The organism is Nitrobacter sp. JJSN (assembly GCF_051912485.1).
Taxonomy (GTDB): Bacteria; Pseudomonadota; Alphaproteobacteria; order Rhizobiales; family Xanthobacteraceae; genus Nitrobacter.
Genome location: NZ_CP196822.1, coordinates 757,134 through 780,018, shown reverse-complemented (window position 1 = coordinate 780,018; position 22,885 = coordinate 757,134). Strand labels below are relative to the sequence as shown.

Here is a 22,885-nt window from a genome sequence, read left to right as displayed (position 1 = left end):
ATCACTTGCAAACAAATAGTAATATATCAGATCAAGAAAAAAGAAGGGCTCCGGCAAATCGCCGAAGCCCTTCCGATTTCGAATTATTACAGATCTCAGTTGGCCTGGCGGCGCAGAAAAGCGGGGATATCCAGGTGGTCATCCCCTTGTGGCGCGGGCGCGACCGGGGCCGGACGACCGTGGGCGTCCAGTCCTTGCGGTGCTGGGCGCCTGGCATACTCTGATACCGGTTCATTACCCGCCATCTGCTCGGCGACGCTGCGTTGCGGCCGGCGCTCCGGCAATGGCGGCATCGGAGCCATTGCCGGTCCCGAGGCTCTGGCCGCGATCGGAGGCTCGGTGTCCTGGTCACGGCGGCCGAGGCTGACATTAGCGAGGCGCTGTAACAGCGACAGCCGGCTCTTCTGCGGATGTTCCCCTTCGGCCTCACCCCTCGCCTGACGGATTTCGTTTTGTGCGGGCATCGGTAGTTCCTCGATCCTCGGCATCCGCGGTGCGCGGAGGGGCGCGCGTTCGGCCGCCTGCGGGATGAAGTTCTCCGGAGGCGGCGGCTCGTGGCTTTCGCGCGGTGCGGGATCATGATCCGGGAACAGCGTCGGCTTCTGCGCGATCGGCCGAACGGTGACGTCGCCGTAAGACGCCTGCTGGACGGGAGCCGGAGCGGATGACTGTATCGGCTCGGCGACCGCCGCGGCAATCGCCTCAAGCGCCGCACGCTCGACATTGGCGCCCGACGCGGGAGGCTGAGCTGCCTGGACGGCCTGAGCAACTGGACGCGGCTGCTCGGCCACCTTCTGCGCTTGACCAGCAGCCAGAGCAGCCTGACGCTTCTGGTCCTCCCGGAGCTTCGCGGTCAAATCAGCCATACGGGTGTCCATCGTGGCCGGCGCGGCCGGCGCAGCAGAAACCGGTTTGGCGGCCGGCGTGCCCGCGTTGCGCGCAATCGTGCTCTGGTCGATGCCGGTAGCGACCACCGATACCCGGATGATGCCGTCAAGGCTCTCGTCGAAGGTGGCGCCGACAATGATATTCGCGTCCTGATCGACCTCCTCGCGAATGCGGGTGGCAGCCTCGTCGACCTCGAACAGCGTCAAGTCCTTGCCGCCTGTGATCGAGATCAGAAGGCCGCGGGCGCCCTTCATCGATGAGTCGTCGATCAACGGATTGGCAATCGCGGCTTCGGCGGCGGTGAGCGCGCGCTTCTCGCCGGAGGCTTCGCCGGTGCCCATCATCGCCTTGCCCATCTCGCGCATCACCGCGCGGACGTCGGCGAAGTCGAGATTGATCAGGCCTTCCTTGACCATCAGATCGGTGATGCAGGCGACGCCCGAATAGAGCACCTGGTCGGCCATCGCGAAGGCGTCGGCGAAGGTGGTCTTTTCGTTGGCGACCCGGAACAGGTTCTGGTTCGGAATGATCAGCAGCGTATCGACCACCTTGTGCAGCTCGCCGATTCCGGAATCGGCGGTGCGCATGCGGCGCTGGCCTTCGAAGTGGAACGGCTTGGTGACGACGCCGACGGTCAGGATCCCCATCTCGCGCGCGGCCTTGGCGATCACGGGCGCAGCTCCGGTGCCGGTGCCGCCGCCCATTCCCGCGGTGACGAACACCATGTTCGCGCCTGAGAGATGATCGCGAATTTCGTCGATGACCTCCTGCGCCGCGGCCGCGCCGACGTCCGGCTGCGAGCCCGCGCCGAGACCCTGCGTCACCTGCGTACCCATCTGGATGATGCGCTGCGCCTTCGACATGGTCAGCGCCTGCGCATCGGTGTTGGCAACCACGAAATCAACGCCCTGCAATCCGGCGGTGATCATGTTGTTGACCGCGTTGCCACCAGCGCCGCCGACGCCGAATACGGTAATCCGCGGCTTCAGCTCATGAATGTCGGGAACGTTGAGATTGATGGTCATGGTTGCCTCTCGATTACGCGCGCGGTGTCGCTGTGCCAACGGTCGTCGACCGCGGGAGTTGATGGAAATCTGCAATCAGCGGAAAATTCATCAGAAGCCCTCCCGGAGCCATCGTCCGACCTTTCCGAAATAACCGTCCGTACCTGTGCGAAGCTGCCGCGTGTGCCGCGGCTCAACATGTTCGAGATGTGCGTATTGCGGATACACCAGCAGGCCGGTAGGAACCGCGAACGACGCGCTCTTGGCCTCGTTGGGTAGCCGGCCAAACCCGAGCGGGCGACCGATGCGGACCGGGCGGCCGAGGATGCGCGTGGCGAGTTCGGGAACGCCGGTGAGCTGCGACGCGCCGCCGCTCAATACAACCCGCGCCCGCGGCTCGGCGGCGAAAGGGGAATCCGCGAGCCGGTCCCTGACCATCTCAAAAATCTCCTCGACGCGCTGACGCACGATGTTTGCGATGGTCGCGCGCGATACGACCTGAGGCGCGTCACTGTCGCTGTCTCCGGCTGCCGGAACCGTCATCAGTTCGCGTACGTCGGACCCACCCGTCAGCACCGTGCCATATAACGTCTTGATTCGCTCGGCATCCGCAATGCACGCACCCAACCCTCGGGCGAGATCCATCGTGACGTGATGACCGCCGACGGCGAAACCATTCGCATGAATGAAGCGGCCGGCCGAATAAATCGCGATCGTCGTGGTTCCCGCTCCCATCTCTACGACCGCGGCGCCGAGATCGGCTTCGTCGTCGGTCAGAACGGACAGGCCGGCCACATAGGGGCTGGCCGCCATGGCTTCGACGGTGAGGTGGCAGCGCTCGACCGCCAGCATCAGGTTTTTCGCGACCGTCGCCTCCGCGGTCACCACATTCATGTCGACGCCGAAACGGCGCGCCACCATGCCACGGGGATCGCGGATGCCCTTCACGCCGTCGAGCGAATAGCCGACGGGCAGCGCATGGAGCACGGTGCGTCCGGGAGCGGTGGCGTGATGCATGCCGGTCGAGGTGACGCGGCTGATGTCCGATGGCGTGACCGCGCCGCCCTGAATGTCGGACGCCGCTTCGATCAACTGTCCTTGCAGCCGCCCGGCCGATACCGGCAGCAGCACCGATTCGACCCGAACCTTTGCCATTTGCTCGGCCAGCGACACTGCCTGGCGCACCGCCTGCTCGCATTGGGCGAGATCGGCCACCGCGCCGGCCTTCATGCCACGCGACTGGATCTGGCTGTAGCCGATCAGCTCGACCGCGTGGGTTCGTCCGCGCAGAGCGTCGTTCGGCGCGCTCGGCTTCAGCCGCGCGATCATGCAGGCGATCTTGCTGGTTCCAATATCCAGCGACGCCACCAATGCGCTGCGATTGTGCTGCATCGGCCGCGTCTTCGGAGTCTGGTTGCGGTCGAGGCCGGTCATGCGCTGCCGGCCTTTTTGCTGGACTTCTTGAACTGCTCTTCGCGCGCCTTCGCAGCCTCTTCCGAAAGCCGCACGGTCATGCGGTCGGGCAGCCGCATGTCGATGGCGGTGATATCGCGCGACAACAGCTTGTCTTCGCTGTCATATTTTACAAGAGCGGCGAGCGCGCGGCCGACATCGGTCTCCGGAAGCCGGATGTCGAGTCCATCCTTGAGGCGCAGATTCCAGCGCCGCTCACCAACAAAGATCGCCGCCTTGAGCTGGCTGTTCACCACGGGATAATTCGCAACCAGTGCGAGGAAATCCTTGGCGCGGGTTTCCGCCCCCTTGCCGACCACGAGCGGCAGCGACGCAAAGCGGCGGGTAACGTAGGGCTCGAGCACGACTCCGTCATCCGCGATCACCGATAGCTTGCCGTCCTCCTGCCACAGAGCGAAAGGACGACGCTCGGTGATGTCGATCTGCAGCGCGCCCGGATAAAGCTTCAACACGGTCGCATCCGCGATCCACGGATCACCCTTCAGGCTATCGCGCACGCCGGCGGCATCGAGGAACAAGAGCGAGGAACGGCCATTGACGCCGCCGACGGCCAACACCTCGTCTTGCGTCAACTGCTTGCGGCCGTTGACGGTGACGGACGTGATGCGGAAGCCAGCGGCATTGGCGAGCGCATTGCGCGTGTCGCTCAAGCCCGCGATCGCTGCATCGACGTGCCCGCCCGTTATGACGCCGAGCGCGGCGCTGCCGGCGAGGACGATAACGGTCAGGGCTGCACCGAGCCGACGCGGGACATGGCGCTCGAGAATAGCAATCGCGCGGTTGGGATTCCGCGCGTCAAGGCGTTCCGCCCGAGCGCGTTTCAGCTTCGCGATCTGCTCGCGCAGCAAAATGCCCGCACCGCTGGCGGCCAGCCTGATCAGGTCGGCCTCCTTCAGCAGGTCAACCCCTTTCAGCAGGCCAGACTTGGACCCCGGCGATCCCAACGACCGATCGAGGCGTCCTCCACCATTCATTGCGCGATCTCGCCACACCTTTTGCCCCGCCCCGCTTTTGAAACTCGCGGCGAATGCAGGAAACTCAAATCGGAGACACGCGGGACCACCTGGCAATGCCGGACGGGGGCGCCGACCTCGCGGCAGGTCCGCCATTCCCTCGATGCGATCGCGAAGCGGAAATCCGCCACAGCTCGCGCCCCGGCAGCCAAACGCCACATGCGCCGCCAGCGTTAACCTTCGGGCTTACTGGTAAACAAAAGGTAAATCTGGTGCGATCAGGCCGTGTTTTGACGCGATAAAAGAATGCCTTGCAGCTTTCCTTACACATCCCGGTCCCGGTCGCCCGCATCCCCCGGGCGGGGTTCCCTCGACCGCCGGACCGAACCTTCAAGCCGGGCGCACGGCCTTTTCGGCAAGCACGATCTGATCGCGCAGAAAATCTGCAAACATGATCCCCTGCGCATGAAGCGCCTTGGGGTAGAGCGAGGCCGCGGTCAGACCCGGCAGGGTGTTGGTTTCGAGATAGACCGGCTTTTCACCGGTCACGATAAAATCGGTGCGGGAATAACCGCGACAGGACAGCGCGCGATGCGCCCGCAGCGCATGATCCATGATCTGCGCGGCGACATGAGGCGAAAATCGCCCGGGGCAAATCTCCTGCGTCGTTTGGGCCAGATATTTCGATGCATAGTCGAACCGGCCCTCCGCCGGCACGATCTCGACCGGCGGAAGCGCGATCACCGTGCCGTCAGCGCGCTCCAGCACGCCGCAGGTCGCCTCGATGCCGGACACGAACGGCTCGATCACATACTCCTCGCTCTTCGCTGCTTGGCGAACGGCGACGAGATCCTGCGCCGCGTTGACGAAGATCAGGCCATAGCTCGATCCGTCATGCGCTGGCTTTGCAACCAGTCGGCCATGCTCGGCGAACGCGCGGTCGATATCGTGCAGCGGTACGCCGGCGGGCACGGTGACGCCCGCCAGCGCCGCGAACCGCTTGGCCGCAACCTTGTCGAACGCAAGGTGCGAGGCGGCCGAGCCAGAGCCCGTAAAAGGAATGCCGCGCAGTTCGCACATCGCCTGCAGCTCGCCGTTCTCGGCGCGGCCACCATGAAGGCCAAGCACCAGCACGCGATCCTCGACCTTCGCCGTATCGAGCGCCTGCTCCAGCGGCCCCCCGGAATCGCCGGGGACGAATTCATCCTCGAACGGCCGCGCATGACCAAGTAGTGCCTCGGAACGCACGGTATGGATATCGTCACGCATATCCCAAAACCAAAGGTCCGCGTCCGGAAGCGCGCGATGCAGCGACTGCGCGCTGGCCACCGAGACCAGACGTTCCTTGTTGCTGCCGCCAAAAAGAATGGTGATGCGCATCGACCTACTCCAACCCGATCCGCTTGATTTCCCAATGCAGATCGACGCCTGCGTGCTTCTTCACCTGCACACGCACGGTCTCGCCCAGCGTTTCGATGTCGCGCGCGGTGGCGTCGCCGGTGTTGATGAGGAAATTGCAGTGCATTTCTGAGACCTGCGCGCCGCCGACGCGATAGCCGCGCATCCCGGCGGCATCGATCAGCTTCCATGCGCTCTGCCCCGACGGATTCTTGAAGGTCGAGCCACCGGTCTTGTCGCGGATCGGCTGCACGGTCTCGCGGTGGATCTGCATCTCCTTCATACGCGCGCGGATCGCCTCCGGCGCGGCCCTGCGCCCGCGAAACGTCGCACCGGTGAAGATAACGGAGGGGTAGATCGCGCTGTTGCGGTATTCGAACTTCATGCCGGCATTGTCGAAGGTCACCTTGTCGCCGCGGCGGCTGACCGCGCGGGCTTCGACGAGAACATCCTTGGTTTCGCTGCCGTTGGCGCCGGCGTTCATGCGCAGCGCGCCGCCGATGGTGCCGGGGATGCCGAAATAGAATTCGAGCCCGCCGATATCCGCCGCGGCCGCAGCTTCTGCAAGGCGCTTGTCAAGCGCGGCAGCGCCGGCCTGCACGGTGTCACCATCGGTCGTGATCTCGCCGAAGCCGCGCGCCGACAGGCGGATCACCACGCCCGGCAGGCCGCGGTCGCGCACGATCAGGTTGGAGCCGACGCCGATGCAATAGATCGGAATCTCCTCCGGCAAATGCCGCAGGAAATAGCCGAGATCGTTCTCGTCCGCCGGCGTAAATAGCACCTGCGCCGGCCCGCCGACGCGAAACCATGTCAGCGGCGCCAGCGGCTCGTTCGCCAGCATCCGCCCCCGCAGCTCCGGCATCTGCGATTTCAGTTTGGTCGTGATGTCGGGAAAAGCAGCCATAATCATCCCAGCGCCTTCAATTCGCCCGGGAGCGCATAGGCCCATTGCGTGATGTTGCCGGCGCCGAGACACACGACATAATCGCCGGGCTTCGCGAGACCTGCAATGACGCCCGCCAGCGCCGCGGACTCTTGCAGCGGCACCACTTCGCGGTGACCGTGGGCGCGCAGGCCGAGCACGAAGTGGTCACGGTCGATCCCTTCAATCGGCGTCTCGCCCGCCGGATAGACGTCAGCAACAACAACGGTATCCGCGTCATTGAAGCAGGTGCAGAATTCCTCGAACAGCGATTGCAGGCGGGTGTAGCGATGCGGCTGCACCACGGCGATAACCTTGCCTCCAGTGGACTCGCGTGCCGCTTTCAGCACCGCAGCGATCTCGACCGGATGATGGCCGTAGTCGTCGATGATGCTGACGCCGTTCCACTCGCCGGTCTTGGTGAAGCGGCGCTTGACGCCGCCAAACCCCGCGAGCGCGCTACGGATGGTGGTGTCGGGAATGCCGAGTTCGTGCGCCACCGCAATTGCCGCCGTGGCGTTCAGCGCGTTGTGGCGGCCCGGCATCGGCAGCACCAGATCGGAAATCTCATGGGCGGCGTCGGTCTTGCGGTTGCGAAACACGACCTTGAAATGCGAGCCGCCGCCGTTCGGCGCAAGATCGACCAGCCGCGCGTCGGCCTGCGGATTCTCACCGTAGGTGATGATGCGGCGGTCTTCGATCTTGCCGACCATGCTCTGTACGACAGGGTGATCAATGCACATGACCGCAAAGCCGTAGAACGGCACGTTCTCCACAAACGCGCGGAATGCGTCCTGCACGGCGTCGAAGGTCTTGAAGTGATCGAGATGCTCAGGGTCGACATTGGTGACGATGGCGACATCGGCCGGCAGTTTCAGGAAGGTGCCGTCGCTCTCGTCCGCTTCCACCACCATCCACTCACCGGCACCGAGCCGGGCGTTGGTGCCGTAAGCATTGATGATGCCGCCATTGATAACGGTGGGATCGAAATCGCCGGCGTCGAGCAGCGCCGCAACCATGGAGGTGGTCGTGGTCTTGCCGTGGGTGCCAGCGATGGCGACGCAGCTTTTCAGCCGCATCAGTTCCGCGAGCATCTCGGCGCGGCGCACCACCGGAATGCGCTGCGCGCGCGCCGCCATCAGTTCGGGATTGTCGCGCCTGATCGCGGTGGAGACGACGAGCACGTCCGCACCGTTCACGTTCTCGGCCCGGTGGCCGACCGTGACCTTGATGCCTTTTTCGCGCAGGCGCGCCACATTGGCGCTTTCGGAGGCATCCGAGCCCTGCACGGTATAGCCGAGGTTGCATAACACCTCGGCGATGCCGCTCATGCCGATGCCGCCGATACCGATGAAATGGATGGGGCCGATTTCGCGCGGCAGTCTCATGGGAGCCTCGTCAATGGTAATACGGCCCTGAACGCCGCTTGGCTCAAATCACAGCGCGTACTGCTTCAAGGAACGCGTTCCGGAGGGCCGTTAGATCAGCGTAATCGTAAATCTCAAAACGTTTGTCGAGTCCCCGCCCCGAAATTGCTGCGCCATCCTCGTAAATATAGAATTCTAAGCCTCCACCGATAGCGATTCGAATGAAAGAGTCTTTTGGCCCCAATATGGGTTCGCGCTTAATTTGATCTGACGGGAAGCCAGCCAATAGCTGCAAAAGAGCACGTTCAGTCTCGACCTGAAATGCATTCAATGGCTTGGGTACAAGACCCGCTACCCGCATCACCAGATCGGCCAACCGCTCCGCCGCGTCGAGACGGCCCACCGTGCGCGCCGCCGCCGCCATGGCTGCAAGCCGTGCCGGATCTTCGGCCAGCGCGGACAATTCAGCCGCGAGGCGCTCCCGCGTGAAGTCCGCCTGCACGAGCCGGATCGCGCCGCCGGCATCCGCTAGCACGCCGGCATTGGCGAACTGGTCCTGATCGATCGCGCCCGGCAGCGGCACCAGAATAGAGGGACGTCCGATGGCTCCGAGTTCGGCCACCGTGCCCGCACCCGAGCGGGAGACGATGATGTGACTCGACGCCAGCCGTGCCGGCAGATCGGCGAAGAACGGCGCAAGCTCCGCCTCGATCTTCAGCCGGTCATAGACCGGGCGCACCCGCGCCATGTCTTCGTCGCGCACCTGCTGCGTCAAAACCACCCGCCGCCGCAGTACCAATTCAAGCGTTTCGATCGCGCCCGGCACAACGTCGCTCATGACGCGCGCACCCTGGCTGCCGCCGACAACGAGCACGCGCAAGGGATCGTTCGGACCAGGTGCGGCAAAGGGCAAGGCGGCGGCCGCGAGAATCGCAGGCCGCATCGGCGTGCCGGTCGTCGTGGTCTTGCCGATCAGCGAGGGCTCCTTGTAGAGCACGCCGGGCAGCGAGGTGGCGATGGCGCTGACGCGGCGCGACAGAAAGCGGTTGGCGCGGCCCATCACCGCATTGGCATCATGGATCACGGTCGGAACGCCAGCGAGACGCGCGGCGATCAGCGGCGGCAATGTCGGATAGCCACCGAATCCGATCACAACGGCCGGCTTCAGACGACGCATCAGGTTGAGCGCGACGACGGTGCCCGTTGCGAGCGTCAGACCGGTGCGCGCCAATGCCAGCGGCGAACGGCCGCGCACCGTCTCGCTCGGCACCACGTCGGTCATGTCCTTCGAGAACAACCCGCTGTAGCGTAGCGCGCGCGAGTCCGTCACCAACCGCACGCGCAGGCCGCGCTTCATCAGTTCGACGCCGAGCGCCTCAGCTGGAAACAGGTGTCCCCCGGTTCCGCCGGCGGCGAGCAGGATGAGAGGTGTGGTGGTCATGGACTCAATCGTCGCAGATTTCTTCTGTTATTGCGAGCCCGCGACAAAAACGGAGTTGCTTCAGCAGCGCCACGTCAAGCGTAGCTGGCGGCCGCCGTAGCATCGCCGATCGATTCCATTTCCGTGCGCGGACGCTGTCGCGTCAGCGCCAGCATCAAGCCAACGCCGTAAGCGAGCGAGACCATCGACGAGCCGCCATAGGAAATGAACGGCAGCGTCATGCCCTTGGCAGGAATCAGATGCAGGTTGACCGACATGTTGATCGCTGCCTGCACGCCGAACATGATCGCGAGCCCGGACGCAGCGAACCGCGAGAACAGATCCTCCGACGCGTAGGCCCGCGACAGCGTGCGCATCACGATGAAGGTGAACAGCGCGAGCAGCGCGAGGCACATGATGATGCCGAATTCCTCCGCGCCGACCGCGAATACGAAGTCGGTGTGACTGTCCGGAAGACTCCGCTTGGCAATGCCCTCGCCGGGCCCGAGCCCGAACCAGCCGCCGTTGCCGAAAGCCTCCATCGCGGTATCGACCTGGAAGGTGTCGCCCGACGCCGGATCCATGAAGCGCTGGATACGAGCCGCGACGTGCGGCACCAGCATATAGGCGGCGAACAATCCGGCGATCGCCGTGCCTGCGAGACTAAACACCCAGACGATGCGCATCCCCGCGATAAAGAACAGCGCCCCCCACACCATCAGGATCAGCATGGTCTGGCCGAAGTCAGGTTCCATGACCAGCAGCGTCACCATTCCCAAAAGCAGCGCGAGCGCCATTGAGGTTGCCGGCATTTCGGGCTTGCGCGCGGACTCTGAAAACAGCCACGCCGCCACCACGACGAAGGCCGGTTTTGCAGATTCCGAAGCCTGGATGTTGACGCCGAGGATCGTGATCCAGCGTTTCGCGCCCTTAACCTCCGGGCCGAACCCGAGCGTAACCACGATGAGCACGATGCTGAGCGCGAACACGATCAGCGCCGAGCGCCGGATCTGGCGCGGCGACAGGAACGATACGCCGATCATCACGACAATCGACGGCAGCAGAAACAGCACATGACGATGAAAGAAGTGAAATGGATCGAGCCCGATGCGGGTCGCGACCGAGGGACTGGCTGCCAGCGACAACACTACGCCGGTGAGCATCAGCAGCACCATGGCCGCCAGCAGCAACCGATCCACGGTCCACCACCATTCCGAGAGCGGCGTGCGTTGTTCGCGTGAAATCATGACGGGTCCTGCGGGCGGAGACCAATCCATTGGTCCCCCATCGTGGTTACCGGCCGGTTAAGGACACAGAACAAGTTTTAGGGAGTGTTCGTCTGTCGTGCCCTCGAAGGCGGGCATCCGGTACGCCGATCATTCGCAGACCCTTACGGAATACCGGATCACCCGCCTTCGCGGGTGACGACGTGAGAATAACCGAGGTACCGCCTCACGCCACAGGCGTCACGCCCGGCAGCGCCCGCACCAGCTCGCGGAAACGGTCGCCACGGATTTCGAAATTGCGGAACTGATCGAACGAGGCGCAAGCCGGCGACAACAGCACCACGGCGTCCGCAAGACCGGAGGCTTCCGCATCACGCGCGGCGGCGGGCACCGCGGCATCCAACGTCCCGCTGATCTCGTAAGCCACCTGGCCCTCGAGCGTCACCGCGAATTCCTGCGCCGCCTCTCCGATCAGATAGGCTTTCCGGATGTGCGGGAAGAATTCAGCGAGCGCGGCGATGCCGCCGCTTTTCGGCCTGCCCCCGGCGATCCAGAAAATATCGGAGAAAGACGACAACGCTTTTTCGGTGGCGTCGGCGTTGGTGCCCTTGGAGTCGTTGACGAACAGCACGTTGCTCTTGCGTCCTACCTGCTCCATGCGGTGCGCGAGGCCGGGAAAACTGCGCAAGTCCTGTTGCAAAACATCGCGGCCGACGCCGAGCGCGAGCGCCGCCGCAGAAGCGCACGCGGCATTCTGCGCGTTGTGCCGCCCGCGCAGCGAGCCGATGCCGCCGATATCGGCGATTTCGGTCTGCGCACCGCCTGAGGACCGGACGATCCTGTCGTGATCGACGCTGATACCGTCCGCCAGCGGCCGCTTCACCGAGACTCGCACCACGCGCTTGCCGGCCTGTTCGATGCGATCCGCCGCGGCGCGGCTCCAGATATCGTCGACGCCAACGACAGCCGTGCCATGCGGCTGCACGCTGGCGATCAGCCGTTCCTTCACAGCGGCATAGTTCTCGATGGTACCGTGACGATCGAGGTGGTCTGCGCTGATGTTGAGCAGGATGCCGACGGTCGGATCGAGCGAGGGCGTGAGGTCGATCTGGTACGACGACATCTCGATAACATGCACGCGCCCTTTGCGCGGCGGCTCCAGCGACAGGATCGCGGTGCCTATGTTGCCGCCCATCTGCACGTCGTGCCCGGCCTCACGCATCAGATGCGCGACCAGCGCCGTGGTGGTGGACTTGCCGTTGGTGCCGGTAATGGCGACGAAAGGTGCGCCCGGCGCATGACGCTTGCGCTCGCGGCAGAACAGTTCGATGTCGCCGATCACCTCGACGGCCGCCTGTCGCGCCGCCAGCACGCTCCAGTGCGGCGTCGGATGGGTCAGCGGCACGCCGGGCGCGAGCACCAGCGCGGCGAAGTTCGCCCACGACACCGTGCGCAGATCCGCGGTGATGAAACCGGCCTGCACCGCCTTCGCGAGATTGTCGGCGTTGTCGTCGCCGGCGATGACTTCCGCGCCACCGGCCTTCAGCGCGTGACAGCTCGCAAGGCCGGAGCCGCCGAGGCCGAACACCGCGACCGTCTTGCCGGCGAAAGAAGTGGCGGGGATCAAGTTATCACCGCAGCTTCAGCGTAGAGAGACCCGCCAGCGCCAGCATCACCGAGATGATCCAGAACCGGATCACGATCTGCGGCTCGGTCCAGCCAAGCTGTTCGAAGTGGTGGTGGATCGGCGCCATCTTGAAGATACGCTTTCCCGTGAGCTTGAACGACGCCACCTGCACGATGACCGACACCGCTTCCAGCACGAACAGGCCACCAATGACGGCCAGCACGATCTCATGCTTCACCGCGACCGCGATCGAGCCGAGCATGCCGCCGAGCGCCAGCGAACCGGTATCTCCCATGAAGATCGAGGCCGGTGGTGCGTTGAACCAGAGAAAGCCGAGGCCCGCCCCGAGCACCGCGCCGCACAGCACTGCCAGTTCGCCAGTGCCGGCGATGTAGTTGATCTGGAGATAATCGGCGAACACGGCGTTGCCGGCGAGGTAGGCGATCATGCCGAAACTCGCGGAGGCGATCATGACCGGCACGATGGCGAGACCGTCAAGACCGTCGGTGAGGTTCACCGCGTTGCCAGCGCCGACAATGATGAAGGCGCCGAAGGCAAGGAAGAACCAGCCGAGGTCCACCACGACGTCCTTGAAGAACGGGATCACCAGCGCGGTCGAAAACGGCTCGCGGCCAAGACGGGTCAGCGCATAGCAGGCGGCCAGCGCGATCAGGAGTTCGAGCAGCAGGCGGGTCCGTCCGGCGAATCCGGCATGAGTCTGCTTCGTCACTTTCAAATAGTCGTCATAGAATCCGATGAAGCCGAAACCGAGCGTCACCGCGAGCACGATCCAGACATAGGGATTGAGCGGATTGGCCCACAGCACGGTCGAGACGACAAGTCCCGACAGAATCATCAGGCCGCCCATAGTCGGCGTGCCCTTCTTGCTGACGAGGTGCGACTGCGGCCCGTCGGCGCGGATCGGCTGTCCCTTGCCCTGGCGCAGGCGAAGATTGTCGATGATCCAGGGGCCGAACAGAAACACGAACAATGCGCCCGTCACCATCGCACCGCCGGTCCGGAAGGTGATGTAGCGGAAGACGTTCAAGAGCGGCTTGAAAATGCTGAGCCCCGGAACCGTATTGGAAAGATCGATCAGCCAATAAAACATTTCATGAAACCCTAAACCGCCACCCCATCATGCGCGGCATTGTCGGGAAATCTTTTTTCAAGCGCCGTGACAATCACTTTCATTCGCGATCCGAGCGAGCCCTTGACCATGATCACGTCGCCGGCGCGGATCGCCGCTACCACCTGCGATTCGAGCCCGGCCGATCCCTCTGCATAGCCGCCCCGCTTGCCGGAGGAAAGCGCGTCCCACAGGTTGCGCATCAGGGGGCCGCAACAAAATATCATGTCGATGGCATTGGCATTGATCGCCTCGGTCAGGCCGCGATGCAGATCGGCGCTCCTGGGGCCGAGTTCCAGCATGTCGCCCAGCACAGCGATGCGGCGGCCCTGCGTGCCGACTCCAGCCTGGCCGAGCACGCTGAGCGCCGCGGCCATCGAAGCCGGATTGGCGTTGTAGCTCTCATCGATCAGTGTCGCCTCGCCGTTCGGCACAGCCAGGACATGGCGCACACCGCGTCCCGCGGCCGGCTGCGCCTGCGACAGCGCAAGACCGGCAAGCGCGAGATCGGCGCCGGCCAGCGAGGCCGCCGCCAGCACCGCCAGCGAATTCATCGCCATGTGGCGGCCGGGCATGGCGAGCTTGTAGGTCAGCTCATGGCCGAGAATTTCGGCATGCACAGCGGAGCACGCCGGGTGCAACGCCACGTCAAGCAGGCGGGCGTCGGCCTTCTCATCCGCCCCGAACGAGACGATCTTCGCGATGCCAAGCTTCCTGGCGCGCTTCTGCAGTCGCGCGAAATGCGCGTTATCACGATTGAGCACGACGGCGCCGTTCGGCTCGACGCCTTCGAAAATTTCTGCCTTGGCGTCGGCGATCGCCTCAACGCCGGAAAAGAATTCTAGATGCACCGGCTCGACCGTGGTGATAATCGCGATATGCGGCCGCACCATTTTCACCAGCGGCTCGATTTCGCCAGCGTGATTCATCCCGATCTCGAAGATCGCGAAACGCACGTCCGCCGGGCAACGCGCCAGCGTCAGCGGCACGCCCCAGTGGTTGTTGAAAGACGCAACCGAGGCGTGGGTCTTGCCCTGCGCGCCGAGGACGCTCCGCAGCGCCTCCTTGGTCGAGGTCTTGCCGACTGAGCCTGTCACCGCGATCACCTGCGCGGCGAGACGCGCGCGCGACGCCCGTCCCAGATCGCACAAGGCGGCAAGCACATCCTCGACGATCAGCAAGGGCGCATCGGCGGCGAACTTGTCGCGCTGCGCGGCCTCGACAACCGCCAGCGCCGTACCCGCTTTCAAGGCGGCGTCGACGAAAACGTGGCCGTCATGTACGTCACCCTTGATCGCGAAATAAGCCTCTTCCGGCGCAATGGTGCGGCTATCGATAGAGATGCCGGTGATCGCCGCGGGCAACTGCCCCCGCCGTTCGGCGCGCATCGCGGCGGCCATCGCATCCAAAGTCCACAACGGCTGCGCGCTCATGCCACCCTCGATGTCAGCGCGGCGATAGCCGCCTCGTGATCGCTGAACGGCAGCACACGATCGCCGACGATCTGCCCGGTCTCGTGGCCCTTGCCGGCGATCAGCAATGCGTCGCCCGGCTGCAAGCCTGCGATTGCGGTCCGGATCGCCTCGGTGCGATCGCCGATCTCGCGGGCGTCTGTGGCGGCGGCGAGGATCGCGGCGCGGATGGTGGCCGGATTTTCGCTGCGCGGATTGTCGTCCGTGACGATGACCACATCCGCGTTTTCAGCGGCGATCTCGCCCATCAGCGGGCGCTTGCCAACATCGCGGTCGCCACCCGCGCCGAACACCACCACGAGCTTGCGCTTCGCATAAGGCCGCAAGGCCTGCAGCGCCTTCGCCAGCGCATCCGGCTTATGGGCGTAATCAACAAAAACCGGCGCGCCGTTGCGGTCGCCGACCAGTTCAAGCCGCCCCTTGGCGCCTTCGAGATGCTCGAGCGCCGCAAATACCTGATCCGCGTCGCCACCGGTGCCGATGACGAGGCCCGCCGACACCAAAGCATTCTCGATCTGGAATTCGCCGACCAAGGGCAGACGTATGACGCGCTGGCGTCCCGTGTGTTCGAGCGTCACTCTTTGTGCAAAGCCCTCGATAGCCGCACCGACCAGACGAATGCCGATATGCGTGCCGTCGCCGCGCCGGCCAACACGCATCACCGGGACGTTGCGCGCGGTCGCCGCCTCGATCACCGTGCCCGAACAATCGTGATCAGCGGAAATCACGGCGACGGCATCGGAGTTGACCAGTTCCCGGAACAGCCGCAGTTTTGTATCGAGATAGTGCGCGACGGTCGGATGATAATCCATGTGATCGCGCGACAGATTGGTGAAGCCCGCGGCGCGCACGCGCACGCCGTCGAGGCGATACTGATCGAGCCCATGGGAAGACGCTTCCAGCGCGAGATGCGTCACGCCCTCGTCCACAAGCTGATCGAGTTCGCGGTGCAATGCGATCGGATCGGGCGTCGTCACCGAGCCGTACACCGTACGCGACGGCGTGACCACGCCGATGGTGCCGATGCTGGCGGACGAATATCCCAGTCGCTGCCAGATCTGCCGCGTGAAGGCCGCGACCGAGGTTTTGCCACTGGTGCCGGTGACGGCGGCGATGGTCGCGGGCTGCCGCGGATAGAATTTCGCCGCCGCCAGCGCCAGCGCGCGGCGCGGATTCGACACTACGATGAACGGGACACGGTCGTCCCCGGACCCATGTTCACCGACGACCGCAACGGCGCCGGACGCGATCGCCGTATCGATGAACCGCGCACCATCGGTCTTTGAACCAACGAGCGCGAAGAAAAGATTGCCCGGCTTCACCTCGCGGCTGTCCATGGCGAGGCCCGTGACGGCAAGCTCGCCTGTCCGCGCGTCCATGGCGGCATCGTCGCCGAAAAGCTCGCGAAGTTTCATACTCTCCCGCCGGCCCAGTGGTTCGATTCTAACATTCGCGTCCTGTTTCAGCGAGTTCTCTTGCGAATGTTAGAATCAAAGAACCCCTGGCAAATATCAAAGTTGCTGGTGTCCCTTTGTAGCCGAAGTTCGCTGCGGCGCGCGCTGAATATGAGGCAAACTTCGGATACGGGACACCAGAAAGTCGATGTCTACTGCGTCGCTCTGGATGCCGCAAGAATGAGGCGGTCGGACGGCGGCAGATCGAACCGCGGCTGCACGCCGAGAAGAGGCGCAATTCGCGCGATCACCTTGCCGCCGGTCGGCACCGCGTTCCAGCCGGAGGTGATAAAGCCGAAGGTTTCCTTGAGCGGCTGTGGCTCGTCCAGCATGACCAGAAGCTGATATTGGGGATTATCCGCCGGCAGGATCGCGGTGAAGGCGTTGAGCACGCGCTTCTTGGCGTAGCGGCCGTTGATCACCTTCTCCGCGGTGCCGGTCTTGCCGCCGACATAGTAACCTTTGACATCGGCCTTCTTCGCGGTGCCGACCTCGGCGTTCAGGCGCAACAGGAAGCGCATTTTGTCGCTGGTTTCTTTCTTGATGACTCGCTTGGCGAGTTTCATGGCGTCCGCTTCCGATCGCTTCAGGAAGGTCGGCGGAATGAGGTAACCACCATTGACCAGCGCATCGATGCCCATCACGGCCTGCAACGGTGCCACCGCGATGCCATGACCGAAAGCAATGGTGACGGTGTTCAACTCGCCCCACTTGCGCGGCAGGATCGGCGAGGCGCTTTCCGGCAGTTCGGTGCGCAGGCGATCCATCTGGCCCATCTTGCGCAGGAACGCTTTATGCGCCTCGACGCCTTGCGCAAGCGCGATCCGCGCCGCGCCGATATTGGATGAATAGGTGAATACCTCTTTCATGTTGATGAAGCGGCCGAGCCGATGGTCGTCATGAATCGTGAAGCGGCCGAAATGCAGCGGCGCACGCGCATCCCACATCGAATTCAGATCGTACTTGCCGGAATCGAGCGCCATTGCCAGCGTGAAGGCCTTGAAGGTCGATCCCATTTCGTAGACGCCCGTGGTCAAACGGTTGATGCGGTCTGGATCGTGCGCTTCCTTCGGGTTGTTCGGATCGAAGTCCGGCAGCGAGACCATTGCGACGATCTCGCCGGTCCGCACGTTGGAGACGAGGCCCGAGGCGGCCTTGGCGTGGTAGTGCTCCTTGGCCTTGAGCAGTTCGTCGCGCAGCGCGTGTTCGACGCGCAGGTCAATCGACAGTTCCACCGGCTGCTGCAGGCGGTCGGTGGCGAAGCCGGCACGATGCAGATCCGCGAGCCCGTTGCTATCGAGCCACTTCTCCATGCCGGCGATGCCCTGGTTATCGATGTTGACCAGGCCGATCAGATGCGCCACCTCACTGCCACTTGGATAGACGCGCTTATTCTCGCGCAGGAAGCCGATGCCCGGAATTCCGAGATTATGGATTTCCTTCTGCTGCGACGGGGTGATCTCGCGCTTCAACCAGACGAACCCCTTGCGGGTGCCGAGACGCTGGCGAACTTCGGCAGTCTCGAGGTCGGGGAGCGTCGCCGTCAGCAGTTCGACTGCCTCGTCCCTGTCGATGATGCGGCGCGGCTCGCCAAACAGGCTCGGCGCCTTGACATCGGTGGCAAGAACCTGGCCATTTCGATCGATGATATCGGGTCGCGCGGTGGCGATTGCATCCTGCGACGCGGTGCGGTGACCTCCCCGGTCGTCCGGGAACGTAGCAAACATGACGAGGCGTGCCGCTATCACCGAATAGATCAGGCCGAATAGAATAATGACGAGACCAACGCGAACCCGCGCCTTGGCGGCGCGATCAACGTTACGCCCGTAAAGCAGGTTGCGGATCATGCGCTGACCCCACGCCACGGACGGCGTGCGGCTGTCGCGACGTTGCATGTTCTGGCCGGTCATCGCGGGCCCTCCGGCGATGGAAGTGAGCCGGTGACAACATCGGGATCGACGATCTCGATCATGGCGCCGATCGGATCGGAGGTGCCGGGCGGCACCAGGCTCGGCGGCCGCTCCGGCAGGTTCTTCAGAGAGTCGAACTGCGTGGCTTCGATCGGCTTCAGTTTCAGATGCCGCTCGGCCAGAACCTGCAGCCGCCTCGGCGCATCGAGCCTGGCCCATTCCGAACGCAAGGCCGCGATCGCCTCGCGCTGCTCCCGGACCTGCGCATGGAGCCGTAACACGCGCTCTGTGCGGGCCGTCGAATCCATCTTGATGCGGTAGACATACGATGCCGCATAGACCAGCGCGCAGATTACGAGGAAATGGATGATCCGCATCGATCAGCCTCCCCGCATCACGTTTGCGAGCGAGGGCCAGCCCGGAGACTCGCCATCGTCACCGATCGCCGCCGCACCGGTCCGTTCGCCGACGCGCAGCTTTGCGGAACGCGCACGCGGATTAGCGTGCACCTCGTCATCGCTCGCGACCACCGGACGTTTTGTCAGAATCGCAAAGCTCGGGGCGGCGTGCGCGACTTCCGGCAAGTGCCGCGAGCCGCCGCCAGCCTTGCCGCGCATGGCGAAGAAGTTCTTGACGATGCGGTCTTCCAGCGAATGGAAGGACACCACCGCGAGACGGCCACCTGGCTTCAGCACGCGTTCCGCCGCCGCCAGCGCCGCGATCAGTTCGTCAAGCTCCTCATTGACGAAAATCCGCAAGGCCTGGAACGTTCGCGTCGCCGGATGAATCTCGTGCGGCTTGGCGCGGACCACCCTTGAGACGATATCGGCCAGCGCCCGCGTGGTCGCGATCGGTCCGTCCCGCCGTGCAGCAACGATGGCGCGGGCCACGGCGCGCGAGCGGCGCTCCTCGCCGAAGATATAGATGATATTGGCGAGATCGGTCTCGGAGGCGCGCGCCACCACGTCGGCAGCGGTCGGCCCCTGCCCGCTCATGCGCATGTCGAGCGGACCATCAAGACGAAACGAGAAGCCGCGGTCAGCCTCGTCGAGCTGCATCGACGACACCCCGACATCCATGACGATGCCATCGACGGCGTCTGCGCCTTCCGCCGCGCAGACCGCAGCGAGATTGGAGAAACGGTCCTCGACCAGCGTCAGCCTCCCGCCGAACTCCTCGACCAAACCGAAGCCGCCGGCAATGGCGGTACGGTCACGGTCGATCCCGATCACACGGGCATCGGCAACGGCAAGAATGGCGCGGGAATAGCCTCCGGCCCCGAAGGTCGCATCGACGTAGATGCCGCCCGCACGCGGCGCGAGCATCGCGACGGCTTCGCGGCCGAGCACGGGCACATGACGAACCGGCGAAGCCGTCATGGTCCCGTTCCCCCCCGCAGATACCTCGCTCTCGACACGCGCGCGCCCATTCCGCCCCGAATGTCCGAAAAGCCGGTTCGCCACAGCAAGGCCGCCCGGATCGACCCCCAATCGCTCCCCTACCAGAAGGTGAACTGGCAAACCCGGGCTTCCGCATGGAATTTGAGGGGCTGCCATGGGGATTTCGAACGCAAATGTGACCTCGGCCGCCCCGAAACCGGTTCGGCTCTTCACCACTGAGTAACGGCGGTTAGCGTTAAGAAAGGGTTGATGGCTTTGACAGGAATGGAGCTGTCGCGCGCGCCATGTGCTGCGGGGTGATGCAGCCTTCCCAAAGTCGGGGAAAAGGCGAAAGGACGTCACGCTTCGATTGCCCGCCAGATCGCGCGTCCGGATAGTGATCCCGATGAGTCGTCGATAAATCGGGATACGCGCGTGGATCGCGTGCCGCTCTCCTGCCTGTTTTGGGTCGTTGCATGTTATCAAGTTCGTTCGCGTCTGCTGATTTTGATTCGAAGCGTCGACGCCCCCTCCCGATCCCCAAGGCCATCGCTGCAATGCCGACCTTCGTCCCGGACTCATCGGTCGTTTCCGACACCGTGCCCTCCATGAACTTCGGCGACCGCGCCAAGGGGCGACAGCCGGACATGATCGTGCTGCACTACACCGGGATGCCCGACGTCGAGGGCGCACTGGCGCGGCTGTGCACCTCCGGAACCGACGTGTCCGCACATTATGTCGTGCTCGAAGACGGTCGCGTTGTGCAATGCGTCCAGGAGGCGAAGCGGGCCTGGCACGCCGGCGTCGCCTCATGGGCCGGCGAAGAAGACATCAACTCGTGTTCGATCGGGATCGAGATCGTCAACCGCGGCCACGACTGGGGCTATCCGGATTTTCCGCTCCGACAGATCGCCGCCGTCATCGCGTTGTGCCGCGGCATCATTCTTCGACGCGATATCCCGGCTCCTCGCATTGTCGGCCATTCCGACGTCGCACCTGCACGCAAAAAAGATCCCGGCGAAAAATTTCCATGGCAGTCGCTGGCGGATTCCGGCGTCGGACACTGGGTCCAGCCAGCGCCGATCATACAGGGCGACGTGATGAAGACCGGCAGCGAGGGCGACGATGTCCGCACGCTCCAGCAGTCGCTGGCGCGATACGGCTACGGCATCAAGGCCAGCGGGACATTCGACAACATGACCGCGGAAGTGGTTACGGCCTTTCAGCGTCACTTCCGGCCCGAACGTGTCGACGGTCTGGCCGATCAATCGACCTTGAAGACCTTGCAAGCCCTGCTCGAGAGCCTGCCGGCCCCGGCCAACGCGGCATCACGAAAGACCAGCTAAAGGCTTATCGCTGAGCGGTTCGCGTTTTGATGGAAGTTGTGCCCGCTCCGATGTCACAGCGATGGAAAAGCCGGCGAAGCTGTCGTATAGTCCGGCTCGTTGTCAGTGGCACGCGCCGGGTGACAACCGGCCGCTACGGGGACGATGGACGTAGCCTCTTTTGCCGGTTTCAGGCTGCGGTACCAACGCATCGGCACGCGTTTTGTCTAACCCGTTCCCGGCGTGTGTGATTTTACGCAGGAACGTCGGCCGTTATGGAAACGGCAGCGGCGCCCGACAAGCTCAACCCTCAATCAGTTGAACCGTCCCAAGGGTACTCCCCGATCTGGTCGAGCGCCGTTGCGACAAGTGCTGCTATGCCGGCAGGTCCGCAACGAATTTGGGCACTTCAAGACCGGAGTCGGCAAAGAAGGATATAATCGCCGCCTTTGACCAATATTGCTCGATCAGCAATCTGGCGAAACGCTCCTTCTCCCGCGAGAACCTTGCTGTCAGTGCATCGATACTGTCCGGCTTCTTTCCAAACAGCTCGGCGTTCCAAGGATGCTCGTTGAAAAAGTCCTGTTCGAGAACCATTGGTTCCGACACGTGGTCCCCATTCGCCTCACCGCGCCGTGCGAGCATGGCTTCCGATACTTCTGTGATCAGGGTGAAAAGCCGTGCCTGTTCCATCAGAAGATCTTGGGTCGGAAAAACATTCTCCACCAGAAGGCCCGGAACAAAGTCTCGCGCCAGGGCGGTCGCCAGTTGCATCCACGCATCCTCTGACGATCGCGCTGTGATCTTGTAAAAGTCGAACAATTCCATCCATCGGGCACGCAATTCCTCAACCTGCGAGGCGTACCATCGCGACCAGACCGAGTGTTGGCCAATGGGCCCTCCGGCGCTTCTGGCGGCGTCAATCCGCGCCAGCAATCCCAGGTCAACCCGCATGGGATTGCTCAACCGCTCGGGAAGATCAGGGGAGCTGTATTCCTCCAGGTCGTGAGTGAACTCGGTTGCGTCGGGATCCGGAAAGGACGTCTTGTGTTTTCCGCTTCCAGTTTTCTGCACTATGCACTGCCTCCTGATATGGCGATCCAGCAATCGCCTATTCCGCAGACAAAGCTGCGGAACCGGAGTTGCCCCCCGGGTGCGACCATTAGACATCTAGCAAAATCGGAACAAAGTTCGATCATCCTCTGGTTAGTCTCCATCTCGAAACGATGAAGGAGGGTTAGCAATGGACTGGAACCGGATCGAACAAAATTGGGATCAGGTTAAGTACAAGGTCAGAGATCAGTGGGGCAAGTTCACTTTCGACGATCTCTGGGAAATCTCCGGCAACCGTGAGCAGCTCGAAAAGAAGCTGCAGCAACGCTACGGTTATGGGAACGACTACGCAAAAAAGGAAGTTGACGCCTGGTATACGAAGGCGCAGGCGTGGCCCGACACATCAAACGAACCGCCCCGCTGGATGGGGTATTAGAGATCGTTTCCAGCTAGGCCGTAAGAAATTGCTCTCATCAAATAACTAGCGCGTATTATGATCGCAAAACCGATCACCGCTTTTTGCGGAATACGCGCTAGCCTGCGTTCGGCTGCGTCATCGTGAATTCGATCTCGCCGGGAATGTCCGCAGTTGGCCCAGCAGCGTTAGCATGTGCTGTTATCTCCGGCAGCGATGGCAAGTGTGAGCCATCTAGCTATTTCACTTTCATGAAAAGACGACAGTGGCGCGCCTGAACGCGCCGGGAATCTGTAGCCCGGTCAGCGCGATCACACGCCGCGACAGATGATGACGCCGGCGAGATCCGGCGCGGCCTGGCCGTCCACCACCACCGCGATCTAGAACGGCCATTGCCCTGTCGTGTTGATGCCCATGCGCGGGACGCAAGCACGGATCGCGAGCAAAAGTCGCGCGTGCGACAAAAT

At 63.5% G+C, this 22,885-nt stretch carries 17 protein-coding genes and 1 pseudogene; 2 read left to right on the top strand and 16 right to left on the bottom strand.

Going from position 1 to position 22,885, the window contains the following annotated elements:
* Window positions 1–95: 95 nt before the first annotated feature.
* The 15 genes and pseudogenes from ftsZ to rsmH all read right to left on the bottom strand — a co-directional run bounded on the left by ftsZ (window position 96) and on the right by rsmH (window position 19,802).
* Window positions 96–1,913: a cell division protein FtsZ gene (ftsZ, locus tag ACSZOQ_RS03970; RefSeq protein ID WP_439924734.1), complete on the bottom strand. Its 1,818-nt coding sequence runs from the start codon at window positions 1,911–1,913 to the stop codon at window positions 96–98.
* A 90-nt stretch (window positions 1,914–2,003) separates the two neighbouring features.
* Complete coding sequence (ftsA, locus tag ACSZOQ_RS03965) at window positions 2,004–3,326, bottom strand: cell division protein FtsA (protein WP_439924733.1); 1,323 nt, start codon at window positions 3,324–3,326, stop codon at window positions 2,004–2,006.
* Window positions 3,323–4,339: a cell division protein FtsQ/DivIB gene (locus ACSZOQ_RS03960; RefSeq protein ID WP_439924732.1), complete on the bottom strand. Its 1,017-nt coding sequence runs from the start codon at window positions 4,337–4,339 to the stop codon at window positions 3,323–3,325. Before ACSZOQ_RS03960 ends, ftsA begins: the two co-directional genes overlap by 4 nt.
* 369 nt (window positions 4,340–4,708) lie before the next feature.
* On the bottom strand, window positions 4,709–5,698 hold the full coding sequence (locus ACSZOQ_RS03955) for a D-alanine--D-alanine ligase family protein (protein ID WP_439924731.1): 990 nt from the start codon (window positions 5,696–5,698) through the stop codon (window positions 4,709–4,711).
* Window positions 5,699–5,702: 4 nt separating this feature from the next.
* Window positions 5,703–6,623, bottom strand: coding sequence for a UDP-N-acetylmuramate dehydrogenase (gene murB / locus ACSZOQ_RS03950; protein WP_439924730.1), 921 nt, complete (start codon window positions 6,621–6,623; stop codon window positions 5,703–5,705).
* Window positions 6,624–6,625: 2 nt separating this feature from the next.
* Window positions 6,626–8,029: a UDP-N-acetylmuramate--L-alanine ligase gene (murC, locus tag ACSZOQ_RS03945; RefSeq protein ID WP_439924729.1), complete on the bottom strand. Its 1,404-nt coding sequence runs from the start codon at window positions 8,027–8,029 to the stop codon at window positions 6,626–6,628.
* A gap of 322 nt (window positions 8,030–8,351) precedes the next feature.
* Window positions 8,352–9,449: pseudogene (gene murG, locus ACSZOQ_RS03940) on the bottom strand (undecaprenyldiphospho-muramoylpentapeptide beta-N-acetylglucosaminyltransferase); the annotation flags it as partial.
* A 74-nt stretch (window positions 9,450–9,523) separates the two neighbouring features.
* A complete protein-coding gene (gene ftsW / locus ACSZOQ_RS03935) occupies window positions 9,524–10,675 on the bottom strand; it encodes a putative lipid II flippase FtsW (RefSeq protein WP_439924728.1) in 1,152 nt (383 codons plus the stop codon).
* A gap of 205 nt (window positions 10,676–10,880) precedes the next feature.
* On the bottom strand, window positions 10,881–12,281 hold the full coding sequence (gene murD, locus ACSZOQ_RS03930) for a UDP-N-acetylmuramoyl-L-alanine--D-glutamate ligase (RefSeq protein ID WP_439924727.1): 1,401 nt from the start codon (window positions 12,279–12,281) through the stop codon (window positions 10,881–10,883).
* Between the two features lie 4 nt (window positions 12,282–12,285).
* On the bottom strand, window positions 12,286–13,392 hold the full coding sequence (mraY, locus tag ACSZOQ_RS03925) for a phospho-N-acetylmuramoyl-pentapeptide-transferase (protein WP_439924726.1): 1,107 nt from the start codon (window positions 13,390–13,392) through the stop codon (window positions 12,286–12,288).
* A gap of 11 nt (window positions 13,393–13,403) precedes the next feature.
* Window positions 13,404–14,843: a UDP-N-acetylmuramoylalanyl-D-glutamyl-2,6-diaminopimelate--D-alanyl-D-alanine ligase gene (locus ACSZOQ_RS03920; RefSeq protein ID WP_439924725.1), complete on the bottom strand. Its 1,440-nt coding sequence runs from the start codon at window positions 14,841–14,843 to the stop codon at window positions 13,404–13,406.
* Window positions 14,840–16,297 (bottom strand): UDP-N-acetylmuramoyl-L-alanyl-D-glutamate--2,6-diaminopimelate ligase, encoded by a 1,458-nt coding sequence (locus tag ACSZOQ_RS03915; RefSeq protein ID WP_439924724.1) that lies wholly within the window; start codon window positions 16,295–16,297, stop codon window positions 14,840–14,842. Before ACSZOQ_RS03915 ends, ACSZOQ_RS03920 begins: the two co-directional genes overlap by 4 nt.
* Before the next feature lie 191 nt (window positions 16,298–16,488).
* On the bottom strand, window positions 16,489–18,246 hold the full coding sequence (locus ACSZOQ_RS03910) for a peptidoglycan D,D-transpeptidase FtsI family protein (protein WP_439924723.1): 1,758 nt from the start codon (window positions 18,244–18,246) through the stop codon (window positions 16,489–16,491).
* On the bottom strand, window positions 18,243–18,623 hold the full coding sequence (ftsL, locus tag ACSZOQ_RS03905; RefSeq protein ID WP_439924722.1) for a cell division protein FtsL: 381 nt from the start codon (window positions 18,621–18,623) through the stop codon (window positions 18,243–18,245). Before ftsL ends, ACSZOQ_RS03910 begins: the two co-directional genes overlap by 4 nt.
* A gap of 3 nt (window positions 18,624–18,626) precedes the next feature.
* Window positions 18,627–19,802, bottom strand: coding sequence for a 16S rRNA (cytosine(1402)-N(4))-methyltransferase RsmH (gene rsmH / locus ACSZOQ_RS03900; protein ID WP_439924721.1), 1,176 nt, complete (start codon window positions 19,800–19,802; stop codon window positions 18,627–18,629).
* Between the two features lie 299 nt (window positions 19,803–20,101).
* On the opposite strand from rsmH, the gene ACSZOQ_RS03895 reads away from it, so the two are divergent.
* Entirely contained in the window at window positions 20,102–20,971 is an 870-nt protein-coding gene (locus ACSZOQ_RS03895) for an N-acetylmuramoyl-L-alanine amidase (RefSeq protein WP_439924720.1), read from the top strand.
* Window positions 20,972–21,325: 354 nt separating this feature from the next.
* Here the strand turns inward: ACSZOQ_RS03895 and ACSZOQ_RS03890 are convergent, their stop codons facing one another.
* On the bottom strand, window positions 21,326–22,024 hold the full coding sequence (locus tag ACSZOQ_RS03890) for a hypothetical protein (RefSeq protein ID WP_439924719.1): 699 nt from the start codon (window positions 22,022–22,024) through the stop codon (window positions 21,326–21,328).
* A gap of 169 nt (window positions 22,025–22,193) precedes the next feature.
* On the opposite strand from ACSZOQ_RS03890, the gene ACSZOQ_RS03885 reads away from it, so the two are divergent.
* Window positions 22,194–22,439 carry a CsbD family protein gene (locus ACSZOQ_RS03885; protein WP_439924718.1) on the top strand — a complete coding sequence of 82 codons (246 nt, stop codon included), beginning with the start codon at window positions 22,194–22,196 and terminating at the stop codon, window positions 22,437–22,439.
* The last annotated feature ends 446 nt before the right edge of the window (window positions 22,440–22,885 follow it).

Coding starts and splice junctions, on each gene's coding strand:
- ftsZ (WP_439924734.1), bottom strand. CDS start 1,913: ATGACCATCAATCTCAACGTTCCCGACATTCATGAGCTGAAGCCGCGG.
- ftsA (WP_439924733.1), bottom strand. CDS start 3,326: ATGACCGGCCTCGACCGCAACCAGACTCCGAAGACGCGGCCGATGCAG.
- ACSZOQ_RS03960 (WP_439924732.1), bottom strand. CDS start 4,339: ATGAATGGTGGAGGACGCCTCGATCGGTCGTTGGGATCGCCGGGGTCC.
- ACSZOQ_RS03955 (WP_439924731.1), bottom strand. CDS start 5,698: ATGCGCATCACCATTCTTTTTGGCGGCAGCAACAAGGAACGTCTGGTC.
- murB (WP_439924730.1), bottom strand. CDS start 6,623: ATGGCTGCTTTTCCCGACATCACGACCAAACTGAAATCGCAGATGCCG.
- murC (WP_439924729.1), bottom strand. CDS start 8,029: ATGAGACTGCCGCGCGAAATCGGCCCCATCCATTTCATCGGTATCGGC.
- ftsW (WP_439924728.1), bottom strand. CDS start 10,675: ATGATTTCACGCGAACAACGCACGCCGCTCTCGGAATGGTGGTGGACC.
- mraY (WP_439924726.1), bottom strand. CDS start 13,392: ATGTTTTATTGGCTGATCGATCTTTCCAATACGGTTCCGGGGCTCAGC.
- ACSZOQ_RS03920 (WP_439924725.1), bottom strand. CDS start 14,843: ATGAGCGCGCAGCCGTTGTGGACTTTGGATGCGATGGCCGCCGCGATG.
- ACSZOQ_RS03915 (WP_439924724.1), bottom strand. CDS start 16,297: ATGAAACTTCGCGAGCTTTTCGGCGACGATGCCGCCATGGACGCGCGG.
- ACSZOQ_RS03910 (WP_439924723.1), bottom strand. CDS start 18,246: ATGACCGGCCAGAACATGCAACGTCGCGACAGCCGCACGCCGTCCGTG.
- ftsL (WP_439924722.1), bottom strand. CDS start 18,623: ATGCGGATCATCCATTTCCTCGTAATCTGCGCGCTGGTCTATGCGGCA.
- rsmH (WP_439924721.1), bottom strand. CDS start 19,802: ATGGCAGCCCCTCAAATTCCATGCGGAAGCCCGGGTTTGCCAGTTCAC.
- ACSZOQ_RS03895 (WP_439924720.1), top strand. CDS start 20,102: ATGTTATCAAGTTCGTTCGCGTCTGCTGATTTTGATTCGAAGCGTCGA.
- ACSZOQ_RS03885 (WP_439924718.1), top strand. CDS start 22,194: ATGGACTGGAACCGGATCGAACAAAATTGGGATCAGGTTAAGTACAAG.